The 25,788-nt window shown below is 55.4% G+C and carries 25 protein-coding genes; 10 read left to right on the forward strand and 15 right to left on the reverse strand.

Annotation, left to right across the window (positions count from 1 at the left end; genetic code table 11):
- Positions 1-3: 3 nt before the first annotated feature.
- Both ACQG03_RS05280 and ACQG03_RS05285 read right to left on the reverse strand, forming a co-directional pair.
- Positions 4-888: a nucleoside-specific channel-forming protein Tsx gene (locus ACQG03_RS05280; RefSeq protein WP_032621817.1), complete on the reverse strand. Its 885-nt coding sequence runs from the start codon at positions 886-888 to the stop codon at positions 4-6.
- A 268-nt stretch (positions 889-1,156) separates the two neighbouring features.
- Complete coding sequence (locus tag ACQG03_RS05285; protein WP_022647224.1) at positions 1,157-1,696, reverse strand: DUF3251 domain-containing protein; 540 nt, start codon at positions 1,694-1,696, stop codon at positions 1,157-1,159.
- A 152-nt stretch (positions 1,697-1,848) separates the two neighbouring features.
- On the opposite strand from ACQG03_RS05285, the gene nrdR reads away from it, so the two are divergent.
- The 5 genes from nrdR (at position 1,849) to thiL (ending at position 5,454) form a co-directional block, all read left to right on the forward strand.
- The gene (gene nrdR, locus ACQG03_RS05290; RefSeq protein ID WP_003859099.1) at positions 1,849-2,298 is read left to right on the forward strand and encodes a transcriptional regulator NrdR; all 450 of its coding nucleotides are present in this window, start codon (positions 1,849-1,851) and stop codon (positions 2,296-2,298) included.
- A gap of 4 nt (positions 2,299-2,302) precedes the next feature.
- The gene (gene ribD, locus ACQG03_RS05295) at positions 2,303-3,406 is read left to right on the forward strand and encodes a bifunctional diaminohydroxyphosphoribosylaminopyrimidine deaminase/5-amino-6-(5-phosphoribosylamino)uracil reductase RibD (RefSeq protein WP_426726096.1); all 1,104 of its coding nucleotides are present in this window, start codon (positions 2,303-2,305) and stop codon (positions 3,404-3,406) included.
- An 87-nt stretch (positions 3,407-3,493) separates the two neighbouring features.
- Entirely contained in the window at positions 3,494-3,964 is a 471-nt protein-coding gene (gene ribH / locus ACQG03_RS05300; RefSeq protein ID WP_003859098.1) for a 6,7-dimethyl-8-ribityllumazine synthase, read from the forward strand.
- A 21-nt stretch (positions 3,965-3,985) separates the two neighbouring features.
- The gene (gene nusB, locus ACQG03_RS05305; protein WP_006809908.1) at positions 3,986-4,405 is read left to right on the forward strand and encodes a transcription antitermination factor NusB; all 420 of its coding nucleotides are present in this window, start codon (positions 3,986-3,988) and stop codon (positions 4,403-4,405) included.
- Between the two features lie 77 nt (positions 4,406-4,482).
- The gene (gene thiL / locus ACQG03_RS05310; protein WP_022647226.1) at positions 4,483-5,454 is read left to right on the forward strand and encodes a thiamine-phosphate kinase; all 972 of its coding nucleotides are present in this window, start codon (positions 4,483-4,485) and stop codon (positions 5,452-5,454) included.
- A gap of 69 nt (positions 5,455-5,523) precedes the next feature.
- Here thiL and ACQG03_RS05315 read toward each other — a convergent pair whose 3' ends face one another.
- The 4 genes from ACQG03_RS05315 to xseB all read right to left on the reverse strand — a co-directional run bounded on the left by ACQG03_RS05315 (position 5,524) and on the right by xseB (position 9,590).
- A complete protein-coding gene (locus ACQG03_RS05315) occupies positions 5,524-6,498 on the reverse strand; it encodes an aldo/keto reductase (protein WP_063163473.1) in 975 nt (324 codons plus the stop codon).
- Positions 6,499-6,560: 62 nt separating this feature from the next.
- Positions 6,561-8,423 carry a 1-deoxy-D-xylulose-5-phosphate synthase gene (gene dxs / locus ACQG03_RS05320; protein ID WP_063163472.1) on the reverse strand — a complete coding sequence of 621 codons (1,863 nt, stop codon included), beginning with the start codon at positions 8,421-8,423 and terminating at the stop codon, positions 6,561-6,563.
- Positions 8,424-8,447: 24 nt separating this feature from the next.
- Complete coding sequence (ispA, locus tag ACQG03_RS05325) at positions 8,448-9,347, reverse strand: (2E,6E)-farnesyl diphosphate synthase (RefSeq protein ID WP_017383172.1); 900 nt, start codon at positions 9,345-9,347, stop codon at positions 8,448-8,450.
- Positions 9,348-9,590 carry an exodeoxyribonuclease VII small subunit gene (gene xseB / locus ACQG03_RS05330; protein ID WP_003859094.1) on the reverse strand — a complete coding sequence of 81 codons (243 nt, stop codon included), beginning with the start codon at positions 9,588-9,590 and terminating at the stop codon, positions 9,348-9,350. It abuts the gene before it with no gap.
- A gap of 178 nt (positions 9,591-9,768) precedes the next feature.
- Here xseB and thiI point away from each other — a divergent pair, with 178 nt between their 5' ends.
- Positions 9,769-11,217 (forward strand): tRNA uracil 4-sulfurtransferase ThiI, encoded by a 1,449-nt coding sequence (thiI, locus tag ACQG03_RS05335; RefSeq protein WP_022647230.1) that lies wholly within the window; start codon positions 9,769-9,771, stop codon positions 11,215-11,217.
- Between the two features lie 87 nt (positions 11,218-11,304).
- On the opposite strand, the gene yajL is transcribed toward thiI, so the two are convergent.
- Both yajL and panE read right to left on the reverse strand, forming a co-directional pair.
- Positions 11,305-11,895, reverse strand: coding sequence for a protein deglycase YajL (yajL, locus tag ACQG03_RS05340; protein ID WP_063163471.1), 591 nt, complete (start codon positions 11,893-11,895; stop codon positions 11,305-11,307).
- A complete protein-coding gene (gene panE / locus ACQG03_RS05345) occupies positions 11,858-12,769 on the reverse strand; it encodes a 2-dehydropantoate 2-reductase (protein ID WP_022647232.1) in 912 nt (303 codons plus the stop codon). Before panE ends, yajL begins: the two co-directional genes overlap by 38 nt.
- 125 nt (positions 12,770-12,894) lie before the next feature.
- Here panE and ACQG03_RS05350 point away from each other — a divergent pair, with 125 nt between their 5' ends.
- Entirely contained in the window at positions 12,895-13,386 is a 492-nt protein-coding gene (locus ACQG03_RS05350; protein WP_022647233.1) for a YajQ family cyclic di-GMP-binding protein, read from the forward strand.
- A 32-nt stretch (positions 13,387-13,418) separates the two neighbouring features.
- Here the strand turns inward: ACQG03_RS05350 and ACQG03_RS05355 are convergent, their stop codons facing one another.
- From ACQG03_RS05355 to ACQG03_RS05385, 7 genes are all read right to left on the reverse strand, one after another.
- Positions 13,419-14,780, reverse strand: a complete 1,362-nt coding sequence (locus ACQG03_RS05355) for an MFS transporter (RefSeq protein ID WP_046620558.1) — start codon at positions 14,778-14,780, stop codon at positions 13,419-13,421.
- 114 nt (positions 14,781-14,894) lie between these two features.
- Positions 14,895-15,542 carry an L-fuculose-phosphate aldolase gene (gene fucA / locus ACQG03_RS05360; protein WP_063163470.1) on the reverse strand — a complete coding sequence of 216 codons (648 nt, stop codon included), beginning with the start codon at positions 15,540-15,542 and terminating at the stop codon, positions 14,895-14,897.
- 27 nt (positions 15,543-15,569) lie between these two features.
- Positions 15,570-16,565: a LacI family DNA-binding transcriptional regulator gene (locus tag ACQG03_RS05365; protein ID WP_063163469.1), complete on the reverse strand. Its 996-nt coding sequence runs from the start codon at positions 16,563-16,565 to the stop codon at positions 15,570-15,572.
- Positions 16,566-16,625: 60 nt separating this feature from the next.
- Positions 16,626-18,215: an FGGY-family carbohydrate kinase gene (locus ACQG03_RS05370; protein WP_063163468.1), complete on the reverse strand. Its 1,590-nt coding sequence runs from the start codon at positions 18,213-18,215 to the stop codon at positions 16,626-16,628.
- 11 nt (positions 18,216-18,226) lie between these two features.
- A complete protein-coding gene (locus tag ACQG03_RS05375; RefSeq protein WP_000858088.1) occupies positions 18,227-19,177 on the reverse strand; it encodes an ABC transporter substrate-binding protein in 951 nt (316 codons plus the stop codon).
- A 46-nt stretch (positions 19,178-19,223) separates the two neighbouring features.
- Positions 19,224-20,207 (reverse strand): ABC transporter permease, encoded by a 984-nt coding sequence (locus ACQG03_RS05380; RefSeq protein WP_063163467.1) that lies wholly within the window; start codon positions 20,205-20,207, stop codon positions 19,224-19,226.
- 2 nt (positions 20,208-20,209) lie between these two features.
- Positions 20,210-21,709, reverse strand: coding sequence for a sugar ABC transporter ATP-binding protein (locus ACQG03_RS05385; protein WP_023299446.1), 1,500 nt, complete (start codon positions 21,707-21,709; stop codon positions 20,210-20,212).
- 407 nt (positions 21,710-22,116) lie between these two features.
- Here ACQG03_RS05385 and fucI point away from each other — a divergent pair, with 407 nt between their 5' ends.
- The 3 genes from fucI to fucU are packed head-to-tail and all read left to right on the forward strand — an operon-like array spanning position 22,117 to position 25,769.
- Positions 22,117-23,895, forward strand: coding sequence for an L-fucose isomerase (fucI, locus tag ACQG03_RS05390; protein ID WP_063163466.1), 1,779 nt, complete (start codon positions 22,117-22,119; stop codon positions 23,893-23,895).
- A gap of 49 nt (positions 23,896-23,944) precedes the next feature.
- Positions 23,945-25,348, forward strand: coding sequence for an L-fuculokinase (fucK, locus tag ACQG03_RS05395; RefSeq protein ID WP_063163465.1), 1,404 nt, complete (start codon positions 23,945-23,947; stop codon positions 25,346-25,348).
- Positions 25,341-25,769 (forward strand): L-fucose mutarotase, encoded by a 429-nt coding sequence (gene fucU, locus ACQG03_RS05400; RefSeq protein WP_022647241.1) that lies wholly within the window; start codon positions 25,341-25,343, stop codon positions 25,767-25,769. The genes fucK and fucU overlap by 8 nt, the downstream gene beginning before the upstream one ends.
- The last annotated feature ends 19 nt before the right edge of the window (positions 25,770-25,788 follow it).

The following is a 25,788-nucleotide window of genomic DNA, read 5'->3' on the forward strand; positions in this document are numbered from 1 at the left end:
AGGTTAGAAGTTGTAACCCACGACCAGGTAACCACCCCAACCGGTAGAGCGAACGCTGAAGTCGCCGTTGCCGAAGTTCAGGCTGGCGTCGTCGTTCCACTGGCCACCGTTGTGCCAGTAACGCGCAACAACAGAGTAGTGCCAGTGATCGTAGTTCAGCGCCAGAATGTGGCTGGAGGCGATGGAGTTACTGGTACGAGCATGCTTCCCGTTGTTGTCATAGAAGTTATCGTCGCCCAGGTCTGAACCCCAGTCAAAGTTGGTGAAGCCGATATAGCTCAGGTTACCGCCCCACAGCTGAGTGATTGGCACAAAGTATTTCACTTTGAAACGGTAGCCATCCCACTCGTTCTCATTTGATGCGCCATAGTTCTGCCACTGGTATTTCGCATACACGTTCAGTGACAGGCTCATTGGCAGGCCGGTTTCGATGTCAGTACCCAGACCCATATACCAGGTGCTCTGTTCCTGAGAATCGTTGCGACCCATGTCATAGATGTAGTTGTTCGCGAAGTACCACTCTTTGAACGGACCAAACGCCAGGCTGGTGCCGGTCAGTTTGTCGATAGAGAAACGCGGTTCGATTTCCATGAACAGCGGGGAGCCATTGTTCCAGATACCTTTCGCATCGGAGTTACCGCCGAAGAATACCGGCAGATCGACGTAGCCGTAGAAATCAAACCAGTCTTTCTTGGCAAACGCTTCGTATTCCAGGTAGGTATCGTTGCGGATCTGCGGCCCGAAACGGGTGTGGTAGCTGCCTACCACGTTAACGCTCTGGTGCCACCAGTCGGAGAGATATTGTGGTTTGTCGTTTTCCGCTGCGTTAACAGTGAAAGAGGAGGACAGTGCCAGCACGGCGCCAGCTGCGAGTAATGTTTTTTTCATAATCATGCCACTGATTGAAATTCCCTTCCGGGAGTGAAAAATGCGCGAATTGCGTTTCTAAATATTTCGTGTTTCTGCGGAGCCTATTATAGGAATCCTTGCTCACAAAAATATGTGTTGTTTCACATATCTCTCACATACGTAATCGATTGCGTTCACGTTTGCGTACTTTAAACGGCCGGGATTGTAGCGGCAATCATTTATGTTGCCAATCCATACGAAATGTAAATGTTAGCGGAGTGACATTTCACTCCGCTAAAAGGGCGGGTTATTGCGCGGCAGGTTGAATGTCGTGAATGCGGATAAAGCCCAACTGTTCTGGCGTCAGTCCGCTCAGCTGGAGCGGGATATCAACATCGCTCGGTGCCAGCGTGCTGGCGGGGGCGGTGAAGAGCTGATTCTTCACATTCACCTCCTGATAGCTCTCCGTGGTGCCCTGAATCTGGCCCCACTCTACGGTGCCGCTGAAGGCGGGAAGCGGATCGTTGGATTCACCCTGAATGCGTAATGTTGCGCGCGTACCATCGGCATTCGCTGCAACATTCACCAGAGACATCCTTAGCGTGCCAATCTGGCTGTTCAGACGCGCGGGCGTGTTTGCGCCCGGCAATAAATAAACGCCATTGCTGGATTTGGCATTCAGCGCGTTCTGCTGGGTGATCTTCACGGTTTCTTTATTAAGTTTGTCCATCGCCACATTGAGCGTATTCACGCTTTGTTTCATCTCGCGAACTTCACTTTGCTGTGCGCAGGCGCTGAGCGTGAACAGGCTCCCAACCAGCACTATTTTCAGGTAACGTCTTGTCATTGCGTTTAATTCCTTGAAATCACACATTGCTGCAATGGTAGACAGGATAGTGGCGTCAGGCATAGATCCTTTGTCTCAAAAAGCTCTTCCTTTGTTGTCGGGCCAGTTCAGGGTAAAATAGAAATCAGTTAACCAGATAACAGGGACATCGTATGCATTGCCCATTTTGCTCCGCTGTGGATACCAAAGTCATCGACTCACGTCTTGTAGGCGAAGGGTCTTCCGTGCGTCGTCGTCGGCAGTGCCTGGTGTGCAACGAGCGTTTTACCACCTTCGAGGTGGCAGAGCTGGTAATGCCGCGCGTGGTAAAAAGTAACGATGTGCGCGAACCGTTCAATGAAGAAAAACTGCGTAGCGGGATGCTCAAGGCGCTGGAAAAACGGCCCGTCAGCTCCGATGACGTCGAAATGGCGTTAAATCATATTAAATCTTATCTGCGGGGGCTAGGTGAGCGCGAAGTGCCGAGCAAAATGATCGGTAACCTGGTGATGGAACAGCTGAAAAAGCTCGATAAAGTCGCCTATATTCGCTTCGCCTCCGTTTACCGCAGCTTCGAAGACATTAAAGAGTTTGGCGAAGAGATCGCCCGCTTACAGGATTAAGCCTATGCAGGACGAGATGTACATGGCGAGAGCCATGAAGCTGGCGCAGCGCGGTCGGTTTACCACTCACCCTAACCCTAATGTCGGGTGCGTCATTGTTAAAGATGGCGAGATCGTGGGGGAAGGTTTTCACTACCGCGCAGGCGAGCCGCACGCTGAAGTGCATGCCCTGCGCATGGCGGGGGAGAGGGCGCGTGGCGCGACGGCTTACGTGACGCTGGAGCCATGCAGTCATCACGGGCGCACGCCTCCGTGCTGCGAAGTACTGATTGCGGCGGGAGTCTCGCGCGTTGTCGCCGCCATGCAGGATCCTAACCCGCAGGTGGCGGGCCGCGGGCTGTATCGTCTGCAACAGGAAGGGATCGACGTCAGTCACGGCCTGATGATGCAGGATGCCGAAGCCATCAACAAAGGCTTCCTGAAGCGTATGCGCACCGGTTTCCCGTTTATCCAGCTTAAGCTTGGCGCGTCACTGGATGGCCGCACGGCGATGGCGAACGGCGAGAGCCAGTGGATCACCTCGCCACAGGCAAGGCGCGATGTGCAACGTCTGCGCGCACAAAGCCATGCTATTCTCACCAGCAGTGAAACGGTGCTGGCTGACGATCCGGTCCTGACCGTGCGCTGGGATGAGCTGAATGCGGATACCCAGGCACTCTATCCGCAGGAGAACCTGCGTCAGCCGCTGCGCATTATTATTGATAGCCAGAACCGCGTGACGCCGGAGCACCGCATCGTGCAGCAGCCGGGGGAAACCTGGATTGCCCGCACCAAAGAAGATACGCGCGAATGGCCGCAAGGCGTGCGCAGCATTATGGTGCCGGAACACAACGGGCATCTCGATCTGGTGGTGCTGATGATGCTGCTGGGTAAACAGCAGGTCAACAGCATCTGGGTTGAAGCCGGTCCGACGCTCGCCGGCGCGCTGCTCCAGGCAGGGCTGGTGGATGAGCTTCTGGTCTACGTTGCGCCTAAACTGTTAGGTAACGACGCGCGCGGCCTGTTTGTGCTGCCCGGCCTTGAAAAACTGGCCGATGCGCCGCAACTCTCATTCAGCGAGATTCGTCCGGTAGGCCCGGATGTCTGCCTCCATTTAACGACAGCGTAATTGCTCCTGAAATAGGGAAGCAGTGCGCAAAGTATTATGATAAAATCCGCCCCCCTGCGGGGCCAAATGAACCCGTAAAGGAAGAGTATGAACATTATTGAAGCTGCTGTAGCTACCCCGGACGCTCGCGTCGCCATCACCATTGCGCGTTTCAACAACTTCATCAACGACAGCCTGCTGGAAGGTGCGGTTGACGCCCTGAAACGTATCGGCCAGGTTAAAGATGACAACATTACCGTCGTTTGGGTACCAGGTGCTTACGAACTGCCACTGGCAGCGGGCGCGCTGGCGAAAACCGGTAAATACGACGCGGTGATTGCACTGGGTACTGTTATTCGTGGCGGCACTGCGCACTTCGAATACGTTGCGGGCGGTGCAAGCAATGGTCTGGCGCACGTTGCACAGGATGCTGAAATTCCTGTCGCGTTCGGCGTACTGACTACCGAAAGTATTGAACAAGCCATCGAACGTGCTGGCACCAAAGCCGGTAACAAAGGTGCAGAAGCTGCACTGACCGCGCTTGAAATGATCAATGTATTGAAAGCCATCAAGGCCTGATTTTTTTGTAAGGGGAATTCCGTGAAACCTGCTGCTCGTCGCCGCGCCCGTGAATGTGCCGTCCAGGCACTTTACTCCTGGCAGTTGTCCCAGAACGACATCGCTGATGTTGAATACCAGTTCCTGTCAGAACAGGACGTGAAAGACGTTGACGTTCTGTACTTCCGTGAACTGCTGTCGGGAGTGGCGACTAATAGCGCGTATCTCGATGGTCTGATGAAGCCATACCTGTCCCGTCTGCTCGAAGAGCTGGGCCAGGTCGAAAAAGCAGTGTTGCGTATCGCGCTGTTTGAGCTGTCTAAACGTGATGATGTGCCGTACAAAGTGGCCATCAACGAAGCGATCGAACTGGCAAAAACCTTCGGCGCTGAAGACAGCCACAAGTTTGTAAACGGCGTGCTGGATAAAGCCGCACCTGCGATCCGTCCCCACAAAAAGTGATCCGCAAACCGGAGTCTTGCATTGCCTTTTTGGCAGTGCGGCTCCGGTTTTTTCTTTTATTTGCTGAGGCATAACGTATGGCATGCGGCGAATTCTCCCTGATTGCCCGTTATTTCGACCGTGTCAGAACCTCTCGTCTTGATGTTGAAACCGGCATTGGCGATGACTGCGCACTTCTCAATATTCCCGAAAAACAGACGCTGGCAATCAGCACCGACACCTTAGTATGTGGGCGTCACTTCCTGCCCGATATCGATCCTGCCGACCTGGCGTATAAGGCGCTGGCGGTAAACGTTAGCGATCTGGCGGCAATGGGCGCCGACCCGGCCTGGCTGACGCTGGCTCTGACCCTGCCGGAGGTGGATGAAGCCTGGCTTGAAGCCTTCAGCGATGCCCTGTTTGAACAGCTGAATTATTACGATATGCAGCTGATTGGCGGTGATACCACCGCCGGGCCGCTGTCGATGACCCTGGCAATCCACGGCTATGTGCCAGCGGGGCGCGCGCTGAAGCGTTCGGGCGCAAAACCGGGCGACTGGATCTACGTGACCGGTACGCCGGGGGATAGCGCGGCCGGGCTGGCGATCCTTCAGAACCGTTTAGCAGTTGAAGATGCTGACGATGCGGCGTACCTGGTGAAGCGCCACCTGCGGCCCACGCCGCGTATTTTGCACGGTCAGGCGCTGCGCGAGCGGGCCAGTTCGGCTATCGATCTCTCTGACGGGCTGATCTCCGATCTCGGCCATATCCTGAAGGCCAGTGGCGTGGGCGCACGGATCGATCTGGATCTGTTCCCACTGTCAGAGCCGTTGCGTCGCCATGCCGATCCTGAACAGGCGCTGCGCTGGGCACTATCCGGTGGGGAAGATTATGAGCTGTGCTTTACCGTTCCCGAGCTGAATCGCGGGACGCTGGATGTGGCGTTAGCGCATCTGGGGGCGAAATTTACCTGCATCGGGCAGGTGATGCCGGAAAGTGAAGGGCTGCTGTTTGTCCGCGACGGCGCCCCGGTTACGCTTGACTGGAAAGGGTACGATCACTTCGCGTAATTTTGTGCGCTCTGTATTGCCGGGTGGCGCTGCGCTTACCCGGCCTACGGATTTTGTTCCCTGAATTGTTTATTTAAACCCTACCACCGGATGTTGCTGATACGGCGTCTCCAGCTCGGCAATCTGCTCCGGCGTCAACGATAAGTCCACCGCACTCAATAACTCGTCCAGCTGTTCTTCCCGCGATGTGCCCACAATCGGTGCGGCGACACCGCGCTTGCTCAGCAGCCACGCCAGCGCTACCTGCGCGCGCGTTGCACCGATATCGTCGGCGATCCCGGCTAATCGTTCGGCAATTAACGCATCGCTGGCTTCTGTATCGTCATACAGATTTTTACCTACTTCATCCGATACCAGCCGGGCGGTAGTTTCACCCCACGGACGGGTTAACCTTCCGCGCGCCAGCGGGCTCCACGGGATCACCGCCACGCCTTCCTGGTAGCAGAGCGGCAGCATCTCGCGTTCTTCTTCCCGGTAGATCAGGTTGTAGTGATCCTGCATAGTGACAAAGCGCGCCCAGCCGTTCTGCGCCTGGAGATCGAGCGTCTGAGCAAAGTGTGAGGCATGCATGGACGATGCGCCGATGTAGCGCGCTTTACCGGCTTTCACGACGTCGTTCAACGCTTCAAGCGTCTCTTCGATCGGCGTGTTGTAATCCCAGCGGTGAATTTGCAGCAGGTCGACGTAATCCATGTTCAGGCGTCTGAGGCTGTCATCAATGGAGCGCAGGATCTGCGTGCGAGAAAGGCCTTCCGCCAGATCGCCTGACGGGTAATACACTTTGGTGGCGACCACAATCTCATCCCGACGGGCAAAATCTCGCAGGGCGCGGCCCACAATCTCTTCGCTGCTGCCGTCGGAGTAGCTGTTGGCGGTATCGAAGAAGTTGATGCCGCCGTCAATGGCGCGCTTAATGATAGGGCGGCTGCTCTCTTCCGGCAGCGTCCAGGCGTGATTTCCCCGGTCAGGCTCGCCAAACGTCATGCAGCCCAGGCAAAGCCGGGACACCTTGAGGTCTGTTTTTCCTAATGTCGTGTATTGCATGGTTCCGCTCCTGCTGTTTAAACAATACGTTTAAGCATAGCAGGAGCAGAAAAGGGGAGGGATCAGGCCAGCCAGGTGCGGATTTTAGCTTCGATACCGACGGCGTCCAGGCCAATGTCGGCGCGCGCCTCGTCCTGAGTGCCTTGCGGGATGAAGTGGTCCGGCAGGCCGAGATTAAGCACCGGAACGACTTTACGGTTCGCCATCAGCACTTCGTTCACGCCGCTACCCGCGCCACCCATGATGGCGTTCTCTTCCAGCGTGACCAGCACCTCATGGCTTTCCGCCATGCTCAGAATCAGAGATTCATCGAGCGGCTTCACAAATCGCATATCGACGAGCGTCGCATTCAGGGTTTCAGCGACTTTTGCCGCTTCCGGCATCAGCGTACCAAAGTTCAGGATCGCCACTTTTTCACCGCGACGTTTCACCAGACCTTTACCGATATCCAGTTTTTCCAGCGGCCGTAATTCAACGCCAAGGGCATTGCCGCGTGGATAACGTACCGCACAGGGACCGTCCTGATAGTGGTAACCGGTATACAGCATCTGACGACACTCGTTTTCGTCGCTTGGCGTCATGATCACCATGTCCGGGATGCAGCGCAGGAAGGAGAGGTCAAATGCGCCCTGGTGCGTCTGGCCGTCAGCCCCCACGATGCCCGCACGGTCGATAGCAAACAGCACCGGCAGCTTCTGGATGGCAACGTCATGGATCACCTGATCGTAGGCGCGTTGCAGGAAGGTAGAGTAAATCGCTACCACCGGCTTGTAGCCGCCAATCGCCAGGCCCGCTGCGAAGGTTACCGCGTGCTGCTCGGCAATGGCGACGTCGAAATACTGGTCCGGGTATTTTTTGGAAAACTCGACCATGCCGGAGCCTTCACGCATGGCAGGCGTCACCGCCATCAGCGTGTTGTCTTTCGCCGCCGTTTCGCACAGCCAGTCGCCAAAGATTTTTGAGTAGCTCGGCATCCCGCCGCTGCTTTTCGGCAGACAACCGCTGGTATGGTCGAACTTGGGCACCGCGTGGAAGGTGATCGGATCTTTTTCCGCCGGTTCGTAACCACGCCCTTTTTTGGTCATGATATGCAGGAACTGCGGGCCTTTCAGGTCGCGCATGTTTTTAAGCGTCGTCACCAGACCTAACACATCGTGGCCGTCCACCGGGCCAATATAGTTAAAGCCCAGCTCTTCAAACAGCGTACCCGGCACGACCATGCCTTTGATATGTTCTTCGGTACGCTTAAGCAGCTCTTTGATCGGCGGTACGCCCGAGAAGACTTTTTTCCCGCCTTCGCGCAGTGAGGAGTAAAGCTTACCGGACAGCAGCTGCGCCAGATGGTTATTCAGCGCGCCGACGTTCTCGGAGATCGACATTTCGTTATCGTTGAGGATCACCAGCATGTCCGGTTTGATATCGCCCGCGTGGTTCATGGCCTCAAAAGCCATCCCGGCGGTGATCGCCCCGTCGCCAATCACGCAGACGGTACGGCGTTGTTTATTCTCTTTTTCGGCGGCAACGGCAATACCAATGCCCGCAGAAATGGAGGTGGAAGAGTGGCCGACGCTTAACACGTCAAACTCGCTCTCGCCGCGCCACGGGAACGGATGCAGGCCGCCTCTCTGGCGAATGGTGCCAATCTTATCGCGACGTCCGGTCAGAATTTTGTGCGGATAGGCCTGGTGGCCAACATCCCAGATCAGCTGATCGAACGGCGTGTTATAGACGTAATGCAACGCCACGGTCAGCTCAACCGTGCCAAGTCCGGAGGCGAAGTGGCCGCTGGAGCGGCTAACGCTGTCGAGCAGGTAGCGACGCAGCTCGTCACACAGCTTCGGCAGACTCTCTTTCGGCAACAGACGTAACTCCTGAGTGGAGTCAACTAACGCCAGTGTCGGGTATTTGGCAATATCAAAACTCATCAAAGGCTCATCGAGATTTATAGTTTATTTATCACGCTGGATTATGTAGTCCGCTAGCGCTTCCAGTGCCGAGGTATCCAGCGATTGCGCGGCCAGCTCATTTAGCGACCGGCGGGCATCGTCTATCAGATCCCGGGCTTTACGTTGGGCATGCTCAAGGCCCAACAGGGCGGGGTAGGTACTTTTGCCAAGCTGCTGATCCGCACCCTGACGTTTTCCCAATGTTGCAGTATCGCCCACCACATCCAGAATGTCATCCTGAACCTGGAATGCCAGACCGATACTTTCTGCGTATCTGTCCAGAACCGGCAGGGCTTTACGCCCGCGTTCACCCGCGCTCAGCGCGCCCAGGCGAACGGCTGCACGAATCAGTGCGCCCGTTTTGTGACGGTGGATGCGCTCCAGCTGTTCCAGAGTAACCTGACGACCTTCAGCCTCTAAATCCAGCGCCTGGCCGCCGCACATCCCGGCGACGCCGCTGGCCATTGCCAGTTCGGACACCATTGCCAGACGATCGCGATCGCTCACTTCAACCATCGGCGCATCGCTCAGAATAGAGAACGCCAGGGTTTGCAGCGCATCACCCGCCAGAATGGCATTCGCTTCGCCGAACTTAATGTGGCAGGTCGGCTGACCGCGACGCAGATCGTCGTCGTCCATGGCCGGCAAATCATCATGGATCAGCGAATAGGCGTGGATACACTCCACGGCGGCTGCCGGGGCGTCCAGCGTGTTATCGCTGATACCGAACATATTGCCCGTGGCATACACCAGGAACGGACGCAGGCGTTTACCCCCCAAGAGTGCGCCATAGTGCATGGCTTCAACCAGAGGAGTGTTCTGAAAAGGCTGCGGCTCAATGAAACGGCGCAGCGCGTCGTTGGCGCGGATGACGCGCGCCTGAAGCGCGTTGGAAAAATCCATTTACTCGGCGTCCGGTGTGAATGGCGTGGTTTTAGCGTCTTCGCTGTCGGAAAGCAGGATCTGCACACGCTGCTCGGCCTGCTGGAGTTTTACCTGCCCCTGGCGCGCGAGCTGCACGCCGCGTTCAAATTCGTTGAGCGCGTCTTCCAGCGGGAGATCGCCGCTCTCAAGACGGGTAACGATCTGCTCCAGTTCACTCAGCGCAGTTTCGAAACTGGCCGGTGCGTCGTTTTTCTTCGGCATAGTGAATTGACTCTTAAATTTTTCGCCCTGACATGGTAACGGACTCGGGGCAATTATCAAATAACGCGAGTGGCGCGATGGTGGTATACTTGCGCGCCTGGATGCAGCCACGGGTGTGGGCTGCTGTATCATTTTCCACTACAAGCCTTTATAAGCTTGCCTAAGAAACATTGCCGCCATGAAGTTTATCATTAAATTGTTCCCTGAAATCACCATCAAAAGCCAATCCGTGCGTTTGCGCTTTATTAAAATTCTCACCGGGAACATTCGTAACGTATTAAAACACTACGACGAAACGCTCGCCGTGGTGCGTCACTGGGACCACGTTGAAGTCCGCGCGAAAGACGAAAACAAACGTCTTGATATTCGCGACGCGCTGACCCGTATCCCGGGTATTCACCATATTCTGGAAGTGGAAGACGTTCCCTTCACCGATATGCACGATATCTTCGAAAAGGCGCTGGTACAGTACCGCGATCAGATCGAAGGCAAAACGTTCTGCGTACGCGTGAAGCGCCGTGGTAAGCATGAGTTTAGCTCCATTGACGTTGAGCGCTATGTCGGCGGCGGTCTGAACCAGCACGTTGAGACGGCGCGCGTGCGTCTGACTAATCCGGACGTTACCGTTAATCTTGAGATCGAAAACGATCGCCTGCTGCTGGTTAAGGGCCGTTATGAAGGTATTGGCGGCTTCCCGATCGGCACGCAAGAAGATGTGCTGTCGCTGATCTCCGGCGGGTTCGACTCCGGCGTTTCCAGCTATATGCTGATGCGTCGCGGCTGCCGCGTGCACTACTGCTTCTTTAACCTGGGCGGCGCGGCGCACGAAATCGGCGTACGTCAGGTGGCGCATTACCTGTGGAACCGCTTCGGCAGCTCTCACCGCGTGCGTTTTGTGGCGATCAACTTTGAGCCGGTGGTCGGCGAAATTCTTGAGAAAGTGGATGACGGCCAGATGGGCGTAGTCCTGAAACGTATGATGGTGCGTGCGGCGTCCAAAGTGGCTGAGCGCTACGGCGTGCAAGCGCTGGTCACCGGTGAAGCACTGGGGCAGGTCTCCAGCCAGACGCTGACCAACCTGCGCCTTATCGACAACGTGTCTGATACGCTGATCCTGCGTCCGCTGATCTCTCACGATAAAGAGCACATCATCGATCTGGCGCGTAAAATCGGTACTGAAGATTTTGCCCGCACCATGCCGGAATATTGCGGCGTGATCTCAAAAAGTCCAACCATTAAAGCGGTGAAGGCGAAGATCGAAGCGGAAGAAGAGAACTTCGATTTCAGCATCCTGGAAAAAGTGGTGGCGGAAGCGTCGAACATCGATATCCGTGAGATCGCCCAGCAGACCGAGCAGGACGTGGTTGAGGTGGAGACGGTCAGCGGCTTCGGTGCTAACGATACGATTCTGGATATACGTTCTGTTGATGAGCAGGATGACAAGCCGTTGCAGGTGGAAGGCGTGGAGGTGGTTTCGCTGCCGTTCTACAAGCTGAGCACCCAGTTTGGCGATCTCGACCAGAGCAAAACGTATCTGCTGTGGTGCGAACGTGGGGTCATGAGCCGTTTACAGGCGTTGTACCTGCGTGAGCAGGGCTTCGCGAACGTGAAGGTGTATCGCCCGTAGCCTATTGCCCGGTGGCGCTTCGCTTACCGGGCCTACGGTACCGTACACTTGTAGGCCGGGTAAGGCGTAGCCGCCACCCGGCTTTTTTTACTCGTAGTAGTTATAAATCCCCGCCGCCATCACCAGCGATGACGCCACTTCATACGCTTTCTCACGCCCGACCAGCAGGTCAATAATCTTCAGGCCAAAATCAATGGCGGTACCCGGCCCCTGGCTGGTGAGCAGGTTAACGCGCGGATCCCAGACCACGCGTTTATCCACCCACTGGTCTGCCGGAATCGTATCCTTCAGGCCTGGGAAGCCGGTCATATTGCCGATGGGGAAAATGTCGTGCGGAACCAGTACCGTACCTGCGGCCGCACAGATTGCCGCGACGATACGCCCGGAAAGATGAAACTGACGAACGGTTTCAACCAGCAGCGGGCTGTCGCGGAAACACTCCGCGCCCTTCAGACCGCCCGGCAGCACGATAATGTCGTAATCACCGTCCGCCACCTGTACAAGCGGTGCATCTGCCAGGATCTTGACCCCACGCGAGCAGGTAATCGCCAGACTTCCGTCGCTGGCGACGCTGGCGGTGGTAACCTTAATACCACCACGTACCATCAAATCAATGGTGGTGACCGCTTCTGTCTCTTCGCTACCAGGGGCGAGGCATACCAGTGCCGATGCGCTCATACTCACTCTCCTTTCGTTTAACTAACTCAAACAGACGGCTGTTTTCCGCAACGGTAATGCCGTGTGCCCGGGCGCGTTTTAACAGATAACCGGTAATGTAATCAATTTCGGTATGCCGCATAGCCCGGATATCCTGCAGCATTGAGGAGATATTTTCTGCCGTACTCTCAATGACCTGGTCGACATAATAACGTAAATCGGTTTCTGAGGTGTGGTAGCCTTCGCGTTCAATGACGGCGGCAACTTCCCGGCAAATCAGCGCTAACCGATCGGGATGCTGGCGCAGATCACCGTTAGGGCAATCCAGCAGGGCAGTCAGCGGATTGATCGCGCAGTTGACCGCCAGTTTGCGCCACAGTTCTGCGCGAATGTTATTGTGCCAGGCGACGTCAGGCAGCGTGCTTTGCAGGGTATCCGCAAGATAGCTGTAATCGCCGGGCTGTTCACGCGCCGGGCCGATATGGGTGATGCCACTGGCAACATGAATAATGACGTTACCGTCGCGGCGTGCCGCGTGGGTGGTTGTTCCCATTAGCAGCGGTTGCCGGACAGACTTTAGCTCTTCAATGGTACCCATACCGTTGTGAATCAGCAGGACTGGCGTGCTTTCAGGTAATTGGGCGGCCAGGCTTTTCACCGCATCGGAGACCTGCCAGGCCTTCAGCGTGACCAGCAGCAGATCGCTGCTCGCGAGAAATTCCGGATCGTTTGCCGTCAACGACTCGTTAAAAATTGAACCGTCTGTACCCATCACATTCACACTGCAATAGGGTTGGGGAATTCGCAGCCAGCCCTGAACGTCGTGTCCCTGTTTGCATAGCGCGCTAAGCCAGAGTTGACCAAGGGCGCCGCATCCAAGCACTGTTACTTTCATTGTTCCTCCTCACCTGCAACTGCGCCAGGTGCTAAGACGCTAAGTATAGCGCCATCAGCTAAGCTTCTCGTTATGCCTCGTTGCAGGTATTATGCAACGCAACAAAAATGAAGGGAGAAGAAAAGATGCCATCTTTCGATATTGTTTCTGAAGTTGATCTGCAGGAAGCGCGTAACGGCGTAGATAATGCTATTCGTGAAGTGGAGTCACGTTTCGATTTTCGTGGCGTTGAGGCGACCATTGAACTGAACGACGCGAACAAGACAATCAAAGTCCTGAGTGAGTCTGATTTCCAGGTCAACCAACTGCTGGATATCCTGCGCGCCAAGCTGCTCAAGCGCGGCATTGAAGGGACCTCACTTGATGTACCGGAAGATTTTGTTCACAGCGGCAAAACCTGGTTTGTGGAAGCGAAGCTGAAGCAGGGGATTGAAAGCGCGGTACAGAAAAAAATCGTTAAGCTTATCAAAGACAGCAAGCTGAAAGTGCAGGCGCAGATCCAGGGGGAAGAGATCCGCGTGACCGGAAAATCCCGTGATGACCTGCAATCCGTGATGGCGCTGGTGCGTGGCGGCGATCTCGGTCAGCCATTCCAGTTTAAAAACTTCCGCGATTAAGACAATTATGCCCGGCTAAACCGGGCATTTTTTCAGGCCTTCAGCGCCTGCTCTACCTCAAAGCGGTTAGTCACTTTGCTGTCAATTTTGACATACGCACTGCGCTCTTCCGGGACAATCAGCACTTCGCTCACGCCCTCTGTCGCTTCCAGACGCTTTTGTAACGCGTCACCGATTGCCACGTCATCGGGAATTTCTACCCGCAGGCTACTCACATAGCGCGGCTCTTTCATGGTGCTGGCAACAAACAGCCAGAGCATCGCCAGTAGCGCACCGGCGAGGAACACGGTCTGAGAATCAAAAAGGCCGTCCACCCAGCCGCCGAGGGACCCGCCGATCGCCACGCCGAGAAACTGGCTGGTGGAGTAAATGCCCATCGCGGTGCCTTTGTATCCTGCCGGAGACTCTTTGCTGATAAGCGACGGCAGTAGGGCTTCCATCAGATTAAACGCCAGGAAGAACAGCTGTACGCCTGCGATCAGCTCCCAGAAATGTGGGCCGGCGCCCCACAGCACAATCTCGGCAATCAACAGTAACGCCACGCAGCCCACGAAGACGCGTTTCATTTTGCGCTTCACTTCGGCGTAAATAATGAAGGGCACAACGGAGACAAACGAGATCAGCATTGTGACCAGATAAATTTTCCAGTGCTCTGCCGCCGGGAAACCTGCTGCGGCAAGTTGACCGGGCAGGGCGACAAAGGTGGACATCAGCAGAATGTGCAGGCACATAATGCCGAAGTTCAGCTTAAGCAGGCGCGGCTCGACGATGACTTTGCTGAAGCAGCCTTTGACCATCCCGGATTCACGGTTCAGGACATGGTTTTTACTGTCCGGCACAACCCACAGCGTGAGTGCGATCCCGATGGTTGCCAGCACGGCTATCATCCAGAACAGGGCGTGCAGGCCGAGTGAATGGGTAATAATCGGCCCCAGCACCATGGCAATGGCAAACGTAACGCCGAAGCTGACGCCAATAAACGCCATGGCTTTGGTGCGGTTTTGCTCGCGGGTTAAATCTGACAGCAGCGCCATCACGGCGGCGGCAATCGCCCCGGAACCTTGCAGGGCGCGGCCAAGAATAATTCCCCAGATGGAGTGGGAGAGGGCGGCGATGATGCTGCCAAGTACAAACACCAGCAGCCCGCCGACAATCAGCGGTTTGCGACCCACGCGGTCGGAGAGCAGGCCAAAGGGGATCTGGAATATCGCCTGCGCCAGGCCGTAGATACCGATCGCCAGACCAATCAGCGCTTCGCTGGCACCCTGTAACGCCATGCCATATGTGGTCAGAACGGGCAGGACCATAAACATGCCAAGCATCCGCAGCGAGAAAACAGTCCCTAAACCCCAGGTCGCACGCAGTTCGCCTGGCGTCATTTTATAATCGTTCATTACCACCTCTACCAAAAAGCAGGCCATAGTTTAGGCGGGGTGATAAGTGCGGTAAATAGGTGTTTGTTTAAGAGATATTACGAGGGTGTGATAAAAGCACCCCCGGATAAAAAATTACGCCTCGACGCGCAACCCGTAGCTTTTAAATTTCTCAAGAACAATGGCAATTTCATCGTCACTGAGTACCGGAACGGGATCCATGATCGCCAGCGTGGCCAGGTAGAGTTTTGCCAGCACCTCTACCTCCTGCGCCAGCCACAGTGCCTTCTCAAGATTTTCTTCGCAGGTGATCAGACCGTGGTGCTGTAATAGCGTCGCTTTGCGATCGCGTAACGCGACCGCGACATGCTCTGACAGCGCGCGCGTCCCGAAGGTCGCGTAAGGCGCGCAGGGAATGGAGTTTCCCCCGGCGGCGGCAATCATATAGTGAATAGCAGGAATGGGGCGGTTGAGTATCGAGACGGCGGTACAGTTAACCGCATGGTTATGGACGACGGCGTTAGCATCTGGGCGGGTCTGATACACAACCTGATGAAAACGCCATTCGCTGGAGGGCAGTTTATCCTCTTCGTGTCGCCCCTGTGCATCGACATAGACGATACTCTCTTCGGTCAGATGCTCGTAGGGAATTCCGGTCGGCGTAATCAGCATACCGTCGCGATAGCGAACGCTGATATTCCCGGCGGTGCCCTGATTTAATCCCATGCGGGTCATCTCAAGGCAGGTGTCGATAATGTCTCTGGCTAATCGGGCTCGTTCCATTTTTTTTCTCCGGGTACAGTTTTATTTTTACTGGCGGGAACGTTTGACCAGCTTCATATCGACTTTCGCCGTCTCGTTGACCGCTTCGCCGTCGATGGCTCGCTGCATCAGTTCAAACGCTTTTTCCGCCCAGGTATCTTCATCCTGCTGCATGGACCAGACGCTGTTAGGCAGGAACCCCAGCATGGGGTGCTCATCGAAGGTGCCAATATTGATGTGTTGAGGCACGGTACCGGTACGCGTCCGCAGGGCTTCGATTGCCCCTTCCAGGACGGGTAACGATGAGGCGATAAACGCCTGCGGAACACCCTGGCTGTCGATAAGCGAATCCATCAGGGCATATCCCCCCTCCGGCGTATTGTCCGGCCCTTCGATGACCCACTCGCGATGGTGAATACCGGCTGTTTTCAGGGCCTGCAAATAGCCGTTCAGACGGTCCGTAATGCTGGGCAGTGCGGTATCGCCCACAAGGAACCAGAGCGGCGTTTTGCACTCTTCCAGCATATTGCGGGCCAGTTCATCCCCCCCAGCCTCGTTATGACTCTCTACCAGCGCGTTGTCAGTAAAGCCAAAATCCCGGTCAAGGAGCACCAGTGGCTTTTGGATCTGCCGCAAATGATGCTGCTGATTTTCCAGCGTCGAGGGAACGATAAATAAGCCGTCCACGTTGCGCGCCATCAGAGCTTTTACCAGCTTGTTTTCGTAATCCACATCGTTGTAAGTACAGCTGATCATCAGCTGGTAACCCGAACGGCGGCAGCGCAGTTCGAGTTTCTCGGCGAGCGTTGCAAAGAACACGTTTGAGATGTTGGGCACGATGAGCCCCAGCGTCTCGGTTTTGTTTAACTTCAGACTGCGCGCCGAATGGTTGAGGGTATAGCCGAAGCGCTCGACGTGTTCATTAATTCGGGACTGTGTTTTCACACTGATCCGATACTGTTCGGCTTTCCCGCTCAGTACCAGCCGCACGGTGGTGATGGATAAATTCAGATCCTTCGCTATCTGTTCAACTGTTTTGGCCATCGCTACGCCTCAATCCTTAACGTACGTAAAAACTGCTGATAAAGCATACGCATCCTGCCATTACATTTCCTGCTGCATCAGGAGATTAAGCGCCTGTTGCTGGGTCCACAGCATCAGGTACGCCTCATATTTTTGCCGGTGGAAGGCCGCGGTTTCCGGCCGACGGGTGATGATATCGCCGGCTTTGACCATTTCCCGGGTGGCGTCGGTAAGCGTTGCCCATGCACCGCTCGCCACAGCGCCGCAAATGGCCGCGCCGAGAGTGACCGCATCTTCTTCGGCTAAAAGGTGAATATTGCAGCCTGTGGCATCGGCATACTCCCGCAGCCAGAGCCGGTTATGAGTAGCTCCACCACAAATGACAATGCGCGACAAGGTGTGCCCATGATGTTTCAGAGTATCCATAATGTGTCGTGTGCCGTAGGCAATGGCCTGTAGCGTGGCCAGATAGAGCCTCGCCAGCGCGCGCTCACCGGTCTCTAATGTCAGACCGACTACGCAGCCCCGGGCATCAGGACGCGAACGCGGCGAGCGGTTGCCGTGGTGATCGGCCAGAATGTGCAGGTTGCGGGTGGGATATTTTTCTTCCTGCTCAAGCGCGGCTACCCAGTCGTTGAGTAATGCCACCGGATGGCATTGCGCCGCTTCTGCTTTTGCAAACAGCTCTGCGCTGACTCCGTGCTCGCGCAACGTCCAGTCGACCAGCGCCCCGGCAGCACTTTGCCCGCCTTCCGTCAGCCAGTAGCCCGGCAGCATGGCGCTCCAGTAAGGTCCCCAGACGCCGGGCGTATGGATCTCCGTCTGACTGGCAAGCATATGGCAGTTCGAGGTTCCGCTGATGAGCGCCAGCGTGCCTTCCGGGTGTGAGCCCGTCAGCGCCACGCCACCCGCGTGGGCATCGATCATGCCGCTTGCCACAACCACTTCTTCGGACAAACCCAGAGCTTGCGCTGCCTGCGGGCTAAGTTTCCCGACGCATTCAGCGACGTCCAGAATAGTGCCGGGAATTTTTGTCAGTAAGTTTTCCAGCCCCACCGCTCTGAGCAGCGATTCGCTGAACTGCGCCTCATGCGCAAGGTAGTTCCATTTGCAGGTGAGGGTGCACAGGCTGGCGACGTCCTGGCCCGTCGCTTTCCAGACCAGAAAATCGGCAAGGTCGTAAAAGCGCCAGGCCTGATTCCAGGTTTCAGGATGATGCCGCTGCAACCACAGCAGTTTTGGCAACTCCATCTCGATGCTGACCTCGCCGCCCACGTAGCACAGGGCCGGATCGCGTGTGGCATTGATGTGAACGGTTTCTTCGTGAGCACGATGATCCATCCACATAATGATGTCCTGCGATGCCGGACTGTCCGGGGAGACGCTCAGGCCGTTACCGTCAGCATCCAGCGCGACCAGCGAGCACGTGGCGTCGAAGCCAATCGAACGAATGGCGTCAGGTGAAATCCCAGAGGAGTCGACGGCTTCCCGCACCACCGCACAAACCTGCTGCCAGATTTCCACAGAGGATTGTTCCACGCGCGCATTGCTGGCGTGAAACTGCGAAATCGGACGGGTCGCGAAGCTCAAACGCTCGCCTTGCGCAGAGTAAAGCCCTGCACGAACGCTGGCTGAACCTACATCTACCCCGAGGAAATAGCCGTCACTCATCATGAACTTCCTTATTTTTTACCAAACGGATGCAGCAGTTTATCAATTTCAGGCGTGTTGATATTCTGCGCATTGACATATTTCACTGGAATATCAATTTCTTTGGCCACCGTCTGTCCGGAAATCACCGCGTTCAGCGCTTTTATGCCCTGATAACCAATCTGATAGGCGTCCTGCACCACGAAGCCCTGAATCACACCGTTTTTAAGGAAGTTAATGATGGCTTCGGTGCTGTCAAAACCGATGACTTTTACTTTGCCCTTCAGATTCTGGCTGTCGATAGCGTTCGCAACGCCCAGGGTTGAGCCTTCGTTGGTGGCATAAATACCGGCGATATCCGGGTTGGCCTGAACCATATCAATGGTTTTATCCATCGCTTTTTGCGGGTCGCCATCGCTGTATTGCACCGGCAGTACCTGAATATTCGGGTACTTCTCTTTCATCCGCTCGCTGAACCCTTCAGAGCGCTCAATGGCGGACGTCGTCCCGGCTACGTGGGCGATAATACCCACTTTCCCCTTCTGGCCTACCTGCTCCGCCAGCGCATCCGCAGCCTGTGCGCCCGCCTTACGGTTATTGGTGGCGACAAAGCTGGCCGGGATATCCGAGTTCACGCCCGAGTCGAAGGTCACCACTTTGATCCCCCGGCTGTTGGCGGTTTCGACCAGCGGGGCAAGGGCGTTTGCATCAAGTGCGGCCAGCAACAGGCCGTTTGGCTTTTGTGCCATGGTGTTTTCGACTAACTGGATCTGTTCGGCGATTTGCGTTTCATCAGCAGGGCCAACGTAGCTGGTTTTGTCACCCAACTCTTTTGCGGCAGCTTCCGTTCCCATTTTGACCGTCTGCCAGAATTCGTGCTGGTAACCTTTACTGACCACCGGCAGGTTTAAATCTTTTGCCAGCGCGCTGCTGGACAGGATGGCAACGAGCGACAGGGCGCTCAGGATATGGCTGGTTTTCATTATTTTGCTCCGTTGTAGGGTTGGCAGGGCTTGTTGTATCGAGAACCTAACGCATTCTTTTACGTAACGTGTCCAGGTAGACGGCGGCAACGACGACCACGCCCATCGCCATCATCTGCCAGAACTGGGACACGCCCATGAGATTGAGGCCGTTTTTCAGCACGCTCATAATGAACGCGCCTATGATGGTGCCGCCAATCGTGCCCACGCCGCCCATCAGACTGGTACCGCCGATCACTACCGCCGCAATGGCTTCCAGCTCATAACCCACGCCCACGGTTGGCTGGCCTGAGTTGAGACGAGAGGCGAGGATCACCCCGGCCACGCCGGTTAACAGGCCGCAGAAGGCGTAAACGAAAATTTTCACTCGCTGGACTTTGATCCCGGAAAGGTGTGCCGCCGTTTCATTGCTGCCGACAGCGTAGATATAGCGGCCCATCACCGTTTTCTTCAGGATCCACATGGCGATCAGTGCCACGATGACCAGGTAGAACACCGGATAAGGCAGAACGTCGAACAGGCGACCCTGTGCTAGCAGCTTGAACTGCGGGTAGTCAGAAAAATAAATCGCGCGGCCATCGGTCATCACCATATTGATGCCGCGTACCGACATCATTAAGCCGAGGGTGGCAATAAACGGTGGTATGGTCATTTTGGTGACCAGAAACGCGTTCACATAGCCGCAAAGTCCGCCTGCGAGCACGCCTGCCAGAATACAGACCGGCAACGGCATACCAAACCCGGCGGCGATGCCCACCGCAACCCCTGAGAACGCCACCACCGATCCGAGTGACAGGTCGATCCCGGCGGTAATAATCACAAAGGTCACGCCAATGGCCATGATGCCAATCACCGCCGTTTGCAGGGCGATAGTCATGATATTTTCAGTATTAAAGAAGAACGGAGAGCTGAAGCTGAAAAACAGAACCAGCAATACCAGGCTAAAAAGAGGCGCCAGACGCATCAGGAGCGCTTTATTTATTTTCATCGTATGACTTCCGCTTTGCGGCGATGGAACGGTAACGGACATGATTAATCCTCCAGCGTGGCGTATTGCATGATTTTTTCCTGGGTGGCGTGCTCAGCCGCTATTTCGCCGGCAATGCGGCCGCTGCGCATCACGAGTATGCGGTCGCACATTCCTAATACTTCCGGCAGTTCGGATGAAATCATGATGATCGATTTACCTTTAGCGACAAGGCGATTCATTAATTCGTAGATTTCCAGCTTGGCGCCAACGTCAATTCCCCGGGTTGGCTCATCAAAAATTAAAATATCGGTGTCTTTGCAGACCCAGCGGGCAATAATGATCTTCTGTTGATTACCGCCGCTTAAATTCAGTGCCGCCTGTTCCAGATGTGGCGTTTTTATTCGCAGCGTATCCACCAGTTTCTGGCTGGACTCCCGGCAGCGTTTTTCATCGACATTACCCGCGGCGCCAGCGTAGTCTGGGTAATTGCCGAGCATAATGTTCATCTCAACAGAAAGGCCGAGGGCGAGTCCCTCTTTTTTGCGGTCTTCTGTTAAATAGCTGATGCCTTTCTCAATGGCGTCAGCCACGTCTTTAATACGTGTGGGGGTGCCGTTCAGCGTCAGGGTGCCAGCGTCAATCGCATCGGCGCCAAACAGGGCCCGGCCCAGTTCAGTTCGGCCTGCGCCCATTAAGCCAGCGAGACCGAGGATCTCACCGCGCCAGAGGGTAAAGTTGATGTCATGCAGTACACCATTACGCGTCAGGCCGTTCACCTCCAGCACTTTTTCTCTGCGCTGATGCGGCGGGCGTTTTGGGTAGATGTTATCGAGATTGCGGCCAACCATCATGGCGATAAGCTCGCCGATCTGAACCGTTTCATAATCTACGGTGGCGATGTATTGTCCGTCGCGCATGACGGTCGCGCGATCGGCGATCAGCGCCAGCTCTTCCAGACGGTGCGAGATGTAGACAATCCCCGTGCCCTGAGCCTTGAGCATCCGCGTGACGTCAAACAAACTCTCGATTTCACTTTCGGTCAGCGCGGCGGTGGGTTCATCCATGATTAGCACTTTGGCATTGACCGAAATCGCTTTGGCAATTTCCACCATCTGCTGCTGGGCTACGGTTAATTCACTGACGCGGGCGTCCGGGGCGATTTTTAAATTCAGCGTGTGCAGTATTTTCTCAACCGCCTGTCGCTGGGCGCGTTTATCTAACTGCCAGCGACTATTTTTGCAGAATTCACGGCCAATAAAGATATTCTCTTCCACGGTTAAATCGGGGAAGAGATTAAATTCCTGATGGATAATCGTAATACCTGCATGCTGAGCACTTAGCGGATCGCTGAATGATACAGATTGCCCTTCAAAGCGAATTTCACCGGCATCAGGTTGGTAAACACCGGATAAAATTTTCATCAGCGTCGATTTGCCGGCACCGTTTTCACCTAAGAGGGCATGAACTTCGCCGCAGCGTAAATCGAAATCAACCTGATTCAGCGCCAGCACGCCGGGAAAGCGTTTGGTAATGCACGTCATCTGAATAAGAGTCTCTGACATTGCAAAATTCCTGTGTTGGAAAGGCAATGAATCACAAGCCACAGTGATTTAGTTAATAAGCTAACTCGACTTAGCTTTCGTCCTTAAAAGCTATTTTAGGGTTATAATTTAGCCAAATCATTTGTATTCAAATTGTGACGTCGTGCAAAGGTATTTTGTTATTTGATTGAATTTAAACGATATGTTTAGTTTTTGCTGAATCGTAATACCTGACGCTGATCGAATTTTGACCTCTCATCGTGAAACTGCTCACAGATCCTGCACATTTATCTTGTCTCATTTTTAGTGTGAACCCTAAGCTAATTCGAGTTAGCAAATTTCACCACTTTCCGTTCACGGCGCTGCCTGGGCGCTTTTTCACGGCTATGCCCCTGAGACGGATAGGTTAACCAACGTGAGGAAGGGCTATGAAAACGATAAAAGCGTTACCCCGTATTGGCATTCGACCTGTTATTGATGGCCGCCGAATGGGCGTACGCGAGTCTCTGGAAGAGCAGACCATGAACATGGCGAAAGCCACGGCGGCGCTAGTCAGTGAAAAATTACGCCACCCCTGCGGTACGCCCGTTGAGTGCGTAATTGCCGATAGCTGCATTGCCGGAATGGCGGAGTCCGCCGCTTGCGAAGAGAAGTTCAGCACGTGCCACGTTGGTCTGACGATCACCGTCACCCCCTGCTGGTGTTACGGGAGTGAAACCATTGATATGGATCCGCTGCGTCCGAAAGCGATCTGGGGCTTTAACGGCACCGAGCGTCCGGGGGCAGTATATCTCGCGGCGGCACTGGCGGCGCATAACCAGAAAGGGATCCCGGCGTTTTCCATATATGGCCACGATGTACAGGATGCGGGCGACGAGACCATCCCGGCAGACGTCGAAGAAAAATTGTTGCGCTTCGCCCGGGCGGGCCTGGCGGTCGCCAGCATGAAGGGGAAAAGTTATTTGTCGGTGGGCGGCGTCTCGATGGGGATTGCGGGCTCGATTGTCGATCACAACTTCTTTGAATCCTGGCTGGGGATGAAGGTGCAGGCGGTGGATATGACCGAACTGCGTCGCCGCATCGATCATAAGATTTACGACGAGCAAGAACTTGAGCTGGCCCTGGACTGGGCGCAAGCACATTTCCGTTTCGGCGAGGATAAAAACGCGGAGCAGTATCGTCGCAATGAACAGGAGAATGCCGCGATCCTGCGGGAGAGTCTGCTGATGGCGATGTGCATCCGCGACATGATGCAGGGTAACCCAAAACTCGCTGCGATGGGCCGCGTGGAGGAATCTCTGGGCTATAACGCCATCGCGTCCGGGTTCCAGGGACAGCGCCACTGGACGGATCAGTATCCAAATGGCGATACCGCAGAGGCGCTGCTGAACAGCTCCTTTGACTGGAACGGTATTCGCCAGCCGTTGGTGGTGGCGACGGAAAATGACAGCCTGAACGGGGTAGCAATGCTGTTTGGACATCTGATGACCGGTACAGCGCAAATCTTTGCCGACGTGCGCACCTACTGGTCGCCAGAGTCGGTTGAGCGTGTTACCGGCCAGAAACTCACTGGACGGGCTGAGCAGGGCATTATTCATCTGATCAACTCCGGCTCGGCGGCACTGGACGGTACAGCGGAGCAGAAAGATGCCGAGGGGAAACCGACCCTGAAACCACACTGGGACATTACTGAGCAGGAAGCCAACGCGTGCCTGGCCGCAACCCACTGGTGTCCGGCGGTGCATGAATACTTTCGCGGGGGCGGTTTCTCATCAAACTTCCTCACCCGAGGTGGCGTGCCATTTACCATGACCCGCGTAAACCTCATCAAGGGGGTGGGCCCGGTATTACAGATAGCGGAAGGCTGGAGTGTTGAGCTGCCGGAACAAGTACATGACATTCTGAATAAGCGCACCGATTCAACCTGGCCCACCACCTGGTTTGCCCCACGTCTGACCGGTAAAGGCCCGTTCAGCGACGTCTATTCAGTGATGGCGAACTGGGGGGCTAACCACGGGGTGCTAACCGTCGGGCACGTCGGTGCTGATTTCATCACCCTGGCGTCCATGCTGCGCATTCCCGTGTGCATGCATAACGTACCGGAGGCGCTGATTTATCGGCCGACGGCCTGGGGCGCTCACGGTATGGATCCGGAAGGGCAGGATTACCGCGCCTGTGAAAATTACGGACCGTTATACAAACAATAAGCCGGTTTGCCAGCCTGCTCCGGCGGACTGGCAGCCTGTGGGGACCGCAATGAAAAAATGTTTTCTGGTTCTCGATTGTGGCGCGACGAACGTGCGCGCCATTGCGCTGGATCCTGAAGGGAATATTGTGGCGCGAGCCTCGGTGGCGAACGAAAGCGAAAGTGCCGCTGAAAATCCGGCCTGGCACCAGTGGTCGCTCGACGCCATCATGCAACGTTTTGCCGTCTGTTGTCAGAAAATCAGCGCAGTGCTGAGCAAGCATCAACTGTGCGGAATGAGTGTGACGACCTTTGGCGTGGATGGCGCGCTGGTAGATGAGCGCGGAGAACTGCTTTACCCGATCATCAGCTGGAAATGTCCACGGACCGTGCCGGTGATGGAAGCGGTTGCCCGTTTGTGCTCCCCGGCTGAACTACAGCAGATCACCGGCGTTGGGCAGTTTAGTTTCAACACGTTGTATAAGCTAGGCTGGCTTCAGGACAACCATCCCGATCTGTTACAGCGTGCTCACGCCTGGCTTTTTATCTCCTCGCTAATCAACCATCGCCTGACCGGAAAAATGACGACCGATCTCACGATGGCCGGTACCAGTCAGATGTTCGATCTGCATCAGCGGTGCTTCAGCGAAACGATCTTAAGCAAGATCGGCGTGCCTCATTCCCTTTTCCCGCCGCTGGTTTCCCCCGGAGAGATGATGGGTGAACTGCAGCCCGACGCTGCATCCAGACTCGGATTGCCTTGCGGTGTGCCGGTGATCTCCGCCGGGCACGATACGCAGTTTGCCCTTTTTGGCGCCGGTGCGGGAATTAATGAGCCGGTTCTCTCTTCGGGAACCTGGGAGATTTTAATGGCGCGCACCTCGCAGGTTGATACCGCTTTACTGGGGCAATACCCGGGCGCGACCTGCGAACTGGATAGCCGGACGGGGCTCTATAATCCGGGAATGCAATATCTGGCGTCTGGCGTACTGGAGTGGATCCGCGCGCTGTTCTGGTCGCCTGATGTCAACTGGGACACTATTCTGGATCAGGCGGCGGCAATTCCGTACGGGGCGGATGGCGTCACGATGAATACCCAGTTGCTCGATTCTCCGCTCGCCGGCTGGCAGGGCGTTACGCTCACCACCACGCCAGCCCATTTTTACCGCGCAGCCCTGGAAGGACTCACGGTGCATCTGCAAGAAAAACTCCAGGCGCTGGAGGCGATCGCGCAATTTAAGGCGCGTGAACTCCTGCTGGTGGGGGGAGGTAGCCGCAATATGTTGTGGAATCAGCTCAAGTCCAATGCGCTTGGGATCCCGGTGAAGGTTCTTGAAGATGCAGATACGACCGTGCTGGGAGCATCTTTGTACGGATGGTGGGGCGTCGGAGAAACGGCCAGCGCTGAGGCTGCTCGCGATCGGGTCCACTATCGTTACCGTTATTTCTATCCTGAGGAACAAAGCCGTGCTTAAAACGATATCCCCACTGATTTCACCCGAGCTGCTGAAAACGCTGGCAGAGATGGGCCATGGTGACGAGATTATTTTTGCAGACGCTCACTTTCCCGCGCACAGCCTGGGGCCAAAGACGATCCGCGCAGATGGCCTGCTCATCAGCGATTTGCTGGCCGCGGTGATACCGCTGTTTGAACTCGACAGCTATGCGCCACCGCTGGTGATGATGGCCCCTGTCGACGGGGATACGCTCGATATACAGGTAGAAGCACGCTATCGCAACGCACTCTTTGGTGAGGCGGAAGGGGAGGGGATTACGCGTATTGACCGTTATGCGTTTTATGCGCGGGCACAGAAAGCGTACGCCATTGTGGTGACAGGCGAGACAGCGAAATACGGCAATATACTGTTAAAGAAAGGGGTTACGCCGTACCAATAAAAAACGCCGGGTTAAACCC

It is taken from the genome of Enterobacter cloacae complex sp. 342H5 (genome assembly GCF_050030905.1).
Classification (GTDB): domain Bacteria; phylum Pseudomonadota; class Gammaproteobacteria; order Enterobacterales; family Enterobacteriaceae; genus Enterobacter; species Enterobacter intestinihominis.